Source organism: Tautonia rosea, assembly GCF_012958305.1.
Taxonomy (GTDB): domain Bacteria; phylum Planctomycetota; class Planctomycetia; order Isosphaerales; family Isosphaeraceae; genus Tautonia; species Tautonia rosea.
Genome location: NZ_JABBYO010000024.1, coordinates 46130 through 54395, shown reverse-complemented (window position 1 = coordinate 54395; position 8266 = coordinate 46130). Strand labels below are relative to the sequence as shown.

The following is an 8266-nucleotide window of genomic DNA, read 5'->3' as shown; positions in this document are numbered from 1 at the left end:
GGTGCGGGGGGGGCAAGGGCGAGTCGGTCGGACATGGTGCGGCTCCTCCGGCGCGGGCGTGAAACTCCTGACAGAAACGGGCCAGGTCGAGCAAGGCCCACGGGCACACGGTCACCTCGATTGTATCCGATCCGACAACGCCTTCATCGATGGGAGGTCGTCGTCGGCTCTTTCTTCAGCGACCGCCACAGCCGCTCGATGAACACGTTGTCCAGGGTACGACCTCGGCCCTCCATGCTCACCGACACCCCGTGCTCCTCCAGACGACCGGTTTACGCCTTCGCCCTGAACTGCACCCCCTGATCGGTGTTGAAGATCGCGGGCCGACCGCCGCTCAGGGCTTCTTCCAGGCCCTCCAGGCAGAACCGGCCGTCGAGCGTGTTCGACAACCGCCAGCAGAGCACGTACCGGCTGTACCAGTCGATCACCGCCGTCCGATACGTGAAGCCCCGCTCCAGCAGGATGTAGGTGATATCGGTGGACCAGACCTGATCGCGACAGTCGATCGTCAGCCCTCGAAGCAGATACGGGTAGACCATGTGGCCCGGGTCTCGCGTGCTCGTGCGTGGGCCCGCATGGATCGCTTCCGGGCCCATCCGGGCCATCAGCCGCGCGACACTCTTGCGATTGACGTGCTCCCCGTAGTGGAACAGCCAGGCAGTCATCCGTCGGCTGCCGAAGAACGGTGTCCTGAGGTATTGGTCGTCGATCATCCGCATCAGCCGCAGGTTCGTGGGCGACTTGCGGGCCGGTTCGGTGTAATTGCTCGACGGGTCAGGCCCAGCAGTTCCCACTGGCCACGGATGCTCAAGGCCGGATGATTCGGCTCGATCCAACTCCGCCTGGCGACGTCAAGGGCCAGCTTTTTTGTTCACCCAGGCCAGCTCCATCTGGAGCCGGCCGATCTGATCGTAGAGTTCGCCCTGCAACACCTCGGGATCGGGGGGTCGTTGGCTCGACCTGACGGCGAAGAGGTCCTCGACGCCGTCGAGCAGTTGTTTCTTCCACTGGCTGACCTGCACCAGATGGGCCTGATGCTCCCGGGCCAGTTCGGCGATCGTGGCCTCCTGATTGGTGGCCTGAAGGGCGACCTTCGCCTTGAAGGCCGGTGAGTGCCGCTTGCGGATTCGTCCCATGGTTCGTCCTCGATCAGTTCCCCTCAAGGTTAACTGATCAAGTGGTCCGAAATCTGGGATCCACTATACTGTTCCCGAGGGAATTACTGCTCGACACTCGGACGAACAGTCAATAGCTCTCGAATCGAGGGACAAGTAAAGGGCTTCATGAGTGGTTATGATCTCTCCGAGTGATGACCGGATGACTGCATCCTATCAGCGAGAAGGCTGATTGAGGCAAGCGGAATACGGACCCAGGAAGGACGATTGTTTAGTTCGTACTGGAGTTCATACAAAGACTTATCAAGCATGTAGCTATCGATAAGCAGCGATAGCTGTTTGCGGTCGCTTGGAACCAGTCTTGCTGGTTCAGCGACCTCCAGATAGGCCCCAAGGAACGATGCAGAAGACCATTGCTCCCAAGCAATCGCCCAGGGAAGTAGCCGGTCAAAGTCGGAGGATCGGTCTTGACTTGCCTCGAATAGTCCAGCAAATGCGGCATAACTGTAGGAACGAAGCATTCCAACCACATCTTTTATCGGTGAATGCTTGGCGCGACGTTGCTCAATCGATTTTGCGGGCTCACCCTCGAAATCAAGAATAACATAATCGTTTAGAGACCATAGGACCTGACCGAGGTGATAATCACCGTGAACCCGGATGCGTGGAGCGTCAATCGGTGCTTGTGGAAGGAACTCAAGCGGTGCAGTAATTGCGTTCTCTGCCTCGAGCACACGACGAGCAAGTGACTCAATCCCATTCGGAAGCGTTGACACTCGATTCCGGAGAAGTGTCAATGCGCTTTCAACCTGAGCCCTGATGGCCTGAGCAAGTTCAAGACGGTCATTTTCACGTGTGGGTTCGGGAGCAAACTCAGGTTCACCGCTCAAACTCGCAAGAGCTCGGTGCAATTCTGCTGTTCGTTTACCGAGGGTTGCCGCGGCTGATTGGTAAACGCCAACGGTTTCTCGAACGACCTCAGGTGATTCAAGTCCCACAAGACCGAGTGGACCCAACGCTTCAATCGCAGGAGGCTCTAGCTCGGGCCGACTCAAGATCAGTTCATAATAACGCGAGAGCTCATCGAGAGCGTGTTCCCAACCCACTGACTGAAAGGAAACCAATTCTTGAAAGACAGCGATGGTTGTGGGTTCCGTGTCAGGGCGACGATATTCAATCGACCCGGCAAGTCTCGGGAAGTGTTCGAAGCTGGTTTTTTCCGTTAATGCTCGACCAATCTCAAGCTCAGGGTTGGTACCTGACTCAATCCGTCGAAAAAGCTTCATGATCAGTCGGTGACCAAAGATCACACTGGTGTTGCTCTGCTCTCCAGTCGTTCGCTTTGGCTTGAGGTCGACCTCCGGACTTCCCAGTGTTTCGGCAAGGGCCGATGTTGGCTCGGCTCGGAACCGGCCAGCGGAGGAGCTGAATTCCTTTCGGTGTCGGACCGCATCAAGCAACGTCAGGCAAAACGTATCATCTGCAATCGCATCGTGGAGGACAGCCTGGCCTTCAGAACCCTCGAGGATTGCAAGGACAAACTTCGGAACTTGTGCGACAAGATCAAATCCTCCTGCTCCAGTCGCGATGCCTAGCGGCAGGGCATACATTTCGACATGTCCGTCATCATACCGGACTTCAATGGTGACGATGGTCGTTCGTTCGGGAAGGTTTTTCGCGTGGGTTGAGTCGAGGATCTCCACCGATCGAAACTTCCGAGCCTTCCCAGCAAACCATCGCTGACGCCTGAGAAACGCAGGAATAACCTCCGATTGTAGTCTTCTTCGAGAGCTTCCTCGGAGTAAGGTGTCCCACCCTCCCTCAAGTGCAATGGTCGGGACGGTTGTCTCTTCGGGGCCCGTCGGGGTCAGGTCAAGAACCGTCGGTTCACCTGTTCGGTGAAGAGTAAACCAGTAAAAGGCATGGGGTCCCAGTGTGAGAAAGTACGGAAGTTCGCCGATTCTGGGGAACTCAGTATTCCCGAGCATCTCAACCGGACGCATCCCTTGAAACTGGGAGAGGTCAAGTTCACATGGCTGAACAAAACGTGAAAGGTTTGCAATACAAAGAATAATATCATCTTTGTAACGACGAACGTAAGCAAGTACCTTACGATTTGCGGGTTTGAGGAATTCCATTGTTCCCCGTCCAAACGCCCGATACCGTTTTCGTAGAGCGATCATGCGTTTCATCCAGTTCAGCAAACTGGACGGATCACGTTGTTGTGCTTCGACATTGATGGCTTGATAACCCGTAATCGGGTCCATGATCGGTGGAGCAAAGAGGCGTGCAAAATCGGCCCGGGAGAACCCGGCATTCCGGTCACCACTCCATTGCATCGGAGTCCGAACACCATTACGATCACCAAGATAAATATTATCTCCCATGCCGATCTCGTCACCATAATAGATGACGGGGGTTCCAGGGAATGAGAGGAGCAAGCTGTTCAGCAATTCCAGACGTCTTCGACTGTAATTTACAAGAGGAGCTAGTCTACGCCGAATTCCGAGATTGATTCGAGCTTGCGGGTCAGCGGCATATTCATTGTACATGTAGTCCCGTTCTTCATCAGTGACCATTTCAAGCGTGAGTTCATCGTGATTACGGAGAAACATCGCCCATTGACAATTTTCTGGAATATCGGGCGTTCGTTCCATGATTTCCACAATCGGTGTGCGATCTTCCTGGCGGACCGCCATGAAGATCCGTGGCATCACAGGAAAATGGAATGCCATGTGGCATTCGTCCCCATCACCGAAGTAGGGCCGTACATCGTCGGGCCACTGGTTTGCCTCGGCCAGGAACATCTTGTCTCGATAGTTTGCATCAAGCGCCGATCGGAGTTTTTTTAAAATTTGATGCGTTTCGGGCAAATTCTCGCAGTTTGTTCCGTCCCGTTCGATGAGATAAGGAATTGCGTCAAGACGCATGCCATCCACTCCCATGTCAAACCAGAATCGCATGATCCGGATAACGGCCTGGAGCACATGAGGATTATCAAAGTTTAAATCAGGTTGATGACTGAAGAATCGATGCCAGAAATATTGCTGAGCAACTGGATCCCAGGTCCAGTTTGATTTCTCCGTGTCGGTAAAGATAATCCTTGCATCCTGATAACGCTCATCCGTGTCACTCCAGACGTAGAAGTCCCTTTTCTTTGATCCTTTGGGAGCCTGACGTGCCGCCTGAAACCAGGAATGCTGGTCAGACGTATGGTTGATCACAAGCTCATTGATGACTCGAAGGCCGCGCCGATGGGCCTCTCTTACGAATACTTTGAAGTCTCGGCGAGACCCATACGATGGATTGATACTACGATAGTTCGCAATATCATATCCATCATCCTTCAACGGTGATGGATAAAACGGTAAGATCCAAATGGAGGTGATACCCAGATCCTGGAGATAATCGAGTTTCTCCGTCAGCCCTGGAAAATCACCGATCCCATCATGGTTACTATCAAAAAACGAACGAACATGAAGTTCATAAATAATCGCATCTTTGTACCAGAGCGAGTCGGAAATCATCGATGAAGACATGGAGATACCTGGTAATCCGAGGCGTGAGATCAGGTTGTTGGGGTGTGAATCAGCGGGTCAAATGGAAGAGATGAGCCGGCATGCGGTGCGGGTCGAGCATAACGAAATTGTGTGACCCTCGCCATGAATAGTGTTCACTCGCGAGTAGATCATGAACTCTGAAGGTGTCCCCCTCAAAGACTCCGAGCTCTTCGAGCGAGAGATCGACCCAGCCCGATTGGGTGTTGTACGGGTCCAGGTTCACCACAACCAGCATCACGTCGGATCGATCGTGCGTTGCTTTACTGTAGACCAACATCTTTTCGTTATCGATTTTGTGAAATCTCAGGTTCCAGTCGGATTGGAAGGCAATGTGTTCCTTCCGAATGCGGTTGATCGTTCCAATGAGCTCGCTAAGGTTCCCAGGCGCATTGAGATTCCAGTGGCGAATCTGAAATTTCTCGGTATCAAGATATTCTTCAGATCCTGGACGCAAGGGAGTGCCAAGACATTGCTCGAACGGCGGACCATAAATCCCGTAGGTCGAGGTCAACGTAGAGGCCAGAATCAGACGAGCTTTGAATGCGGCCGGCCCCCCTGTTTGCAAATACTCATGAAGGATGTCTGGGGTGTTGGCAAAGAAGTTCGGCCGCATGTATTCGCGACATTCGGTCGTGGTCAGTTCGGTCAGGTATTCAGTCAAACCCTCCTTGGAGTTTCGCCAAGTAAAATAAGTATAACTCTGTGTAAATCCTCCTTTGGCCAACCGCTTCATCATCTTTGGCCGGGTGAATGCTTCGGAGAGAAAGACGGCCTCAGGGCACCGTTGCTTCACCTCCGCAATGCACCAGTCCCAAAAGCGAAATGGTTTCGTGTGAGGATTGTCGACGCGAAAGATCGTCACACCATGATTTATCCAGTAGAGAAAAACGTTTCTAAGTTCTTCCCAGAGCCGTTGCCAGTCAGGACCATCGAATTCCAGGGGATAAATGTCCTGGTATTTTTTGGGGGGATTCTCCGCGTACTTGATCGTTCCATCGGGGCGATGACGGAACCACTCGGGATGGTCCCGAACATACGGATGATCCGGCGAGCACTGGAATGCGATATCGAGCGCGATCTTGATCCCTCGCGCTGCGGCGGCTTCGACCAGGCGATCGAAGTCGGCGATGGTTCCCAGTTCAGGATGGATCGCCGTGTGCCCACCCTCCGGCGAACCGATCGCCCAGGGGCTCCCAGGATCTTCAGGACCAGCGGAGAGGGTATTATTCGGACCTTTGCGAAAGCTGTGGCCGATGGGGTGAATGGGAGGAAGATACAGCACGTCAAATCCCATCGACGCCACATAAGGCAACCTGGCCTCGACATCGCGGAATGTGCCATGCCGCCCCGGCTCCTGCGAGGCCGACCGAGGGAACATTTCATACCAGGCGCCGAACCGGGCGATGACGGGATCCACAACAACTCCCAGCGCTTTCTCGAAGCTCGCTCCCCCACTTCGATCGGTGTATCGTTCCATCAACTCGGCAAGCTGGGGATCGAGCGCGAGGGCTGTTCGAGGAACCTGATCGCCTGGCAATCGAATGGCATCAGCTCGCTCCGAAAGCCACTGAATGGCATGTCCCTCGGCTCGCTCGGAAGCGAGTCGAACCAACTCCGCACCTTCCAACAATTCACTTCCAATATCCTGTCCCGCCGCACTCTTCTTCGAGATTTCGTCACGCCAGGTCGAAAACCGATCAACCCATGCTTCGATCGTATATTCGTACAGACCCAGGCGATCCACAAGAAACTGCGCTTCCCATCGGTCGTTGCCAAGCGGGGTCATGGAACGCTCGGTCCAATTCTCCCCTTCGAATCGGAACCGAAGTATGACACGAAGGATGTCATGCCCTTCAGCGAAAATATCGGCTCCCACAACCACCGATTCCCCTACGGTCCGCTTGATTGGGAACCGTCCGGCATCGATCTGCGGGGTCACGCCCTCGATGATGATCCTCGAAGGGGCTCGTGTCCGAGAGGAGTCGATTGGGGAACTCCGAAGGGTCGCTGTCATCTGTCTCGTGGCTCGAAGGTGGTGGGATGATGTGAATCGCCTGGTCGGTCTTCAATTCATTGAAGCCGAGCCCGGTGGGAAGAAACGATGAAGTTGAGCACAATAGGTTCTAAACCTCGCACTCGTCATCAAATCAACGGTCACCCATCAACGATTCCGAGGAAAACTGCGAAAGCGACCCAACGTTCAGGTCACGTTCACTTCATTGGACTTCCGCAAACCAGGCAGGTCCGGGCACTATGTTGAGTTCCGAAACGGACGTGGTCAATGTCTCTCCTGTTCGATTGCAGGACGGCTCTTTCGCGAAGCGGTCCATCGACGCGGCACACTGTCCATCCGGCCTGCTCCAGTCATTGACTCGTGCAGAAGCTGAATTGCACGACTCGTGCAAGAAACGTACCACAACGAAGACGCTCATCCGACACGCCATCATGGTGCCTTGGTGGTAGAGCCGGCTGAGGGATCGGCCCAATCGAGTTGCTCGACGGACTGGATGGCAGTCTGAACGTCATCTGCTTCCACAAACGCGATCACGCCTCGCGCTCGGACGGTTTCGCCCGGGAGACAATCGGGGAAGGCCGGATCAGAATGCAGGCACGGACAGTCCGGGTTCGTCCATGCGCGATGACAATCGTTCCATGCAGTAACGAGCCAATGATTCGGGGTTTGCCTGGACCGACGCACGGCGTAAGGAGACTGCAACGTGGTGAACTCGGTGGATTGTTGACGAAATTCCGAGAGTCCTCGAAGCAACACACACACTTGAGCACGAAGATTTCGTAGAGGCTCCTCGCCGTGATTGGTGAGACCTAGCTCTATCATCGCCCCCTGGTGGATGGGACGTATCGTCGCGGAAATCGTGACGCCATTGGGCAGGGTTCGTTGATTCGAGAGCGATCGATCCGGTTGGACGACCCAGGGTTCGTCCGGCAACTCAATTCCGGCCTTGGTCCACAAGGTAGGGATGTGGGTATGGGCCAAAAAGAGAAGCTCGTCCTCCCACCAAATCGCTTCGGGAAGATCGACGACGACATACTCCCGCTCTGCCCAGGGGGAAACGAGGGAGACCTTGGTATCGCTCCGGGGATCTCGTGCCCCATCGAGAAATCCAATCCGCGGATGTCTTCCTCCGGGATATGGAAGCACGAGAATTGTGCCGTCCTCTGGCAGCTCAGGTTGTGTCTCTGACGATAGCCTGAAATGATCGATTGCACGCTGAATCACGTCAATGGGTCGTCCTGTCGCCAACGCCATTTCAGAGAGAGAAAAACTGTGATAAACGATCATATTCTGAAGTTTTTGCTTCAATGCATCGTCAAACTCACACTGACCAGGTTCGAGACAAACACCTCGAACAGATCCAGGACCCTGTTGAGCAACGGCCAATGCGCATGCAGCGAGCATGAGATGAAGCATGTTGGTTTCCTTGTCGAAGACGCTGAATCAGGCTCACAATTGCTGTCTCAAGGATCGGCGGAATCGACTGGGACGTCAACGAACTGTTCCTCGGCCTCGCGATCAAGTGTTTGATGAAACCGAGCAAATTCACGAATGCTCGAAAACTCGATCTCCGGCCC

General features: G+C 54.4%; 5 protein-coding genes. All 5 read right to left on the bottom strand.

What is annotated here, in order from left to right; genetic code table 11:
- Window positions 1-272 precede the first annotated feature (272 nt).
- Window positions 273-719: a DDE-type integrase/transposase/recombinase gene (locus HG800_RS25550; RefSeq protein WP_169980973.1), complete on the bottom strand. Its 447-nt coding sequence runs from the start codon at window positions 717-719 to the stop codon at window positions 273-275.
- A gap of 132 nt (window positions 720-851) precedes the next feature.
- Window positions 852-1136, bottom strand: a complete 285-nt coding sequence (locus HG800_RS25545) for a transposase (RefSeq protein ID WP_169980971.1) — start codon at window positions 1134-1136, stop codon at window positions 852-854.
- A 155-nt stretch (window positions 1137-1291) separates the two neighbouring features.
- A complete protein-coding gene (treS, locus tag HG800_RS25540) occupies window positions 1292-4654 on the bottom strand; it encodes a maltose alpha-D-glucosyltransferase (RefSeq protein ID WP_169980969.1) in 3363 nt (1120 codons plus the stop codon).
- Window positions 4655-4703: 49 nt separating this feature from the next.
- The gene (locus HG800_RS25535; RefSeq protein WP_169980960.1) at window positions 4704-6689 is read right to left on the bottom strand and encodes an alpha-1,4-glucan--maltose-1-phosphate maltosyltransferase; all 1986 of its coding nucleotides are present in this window, start codon (window positions 6687-6689) and stop codon (window positions 4704-4706) included.
- Between the two features lie 429 nt (window positions 6690-7118).
- Window positions 7119-8105, bottom strand: coding sequence for a hypothetical protein (locus HG800_RS25530; RefSeq protein ID WP_169980958.1), 987 nt, complete (start codon window positions 8103-8105; stop codon window positions 7119-7121).
- Window positions 8106-8266: the final 161 nt, after the last annotated feature.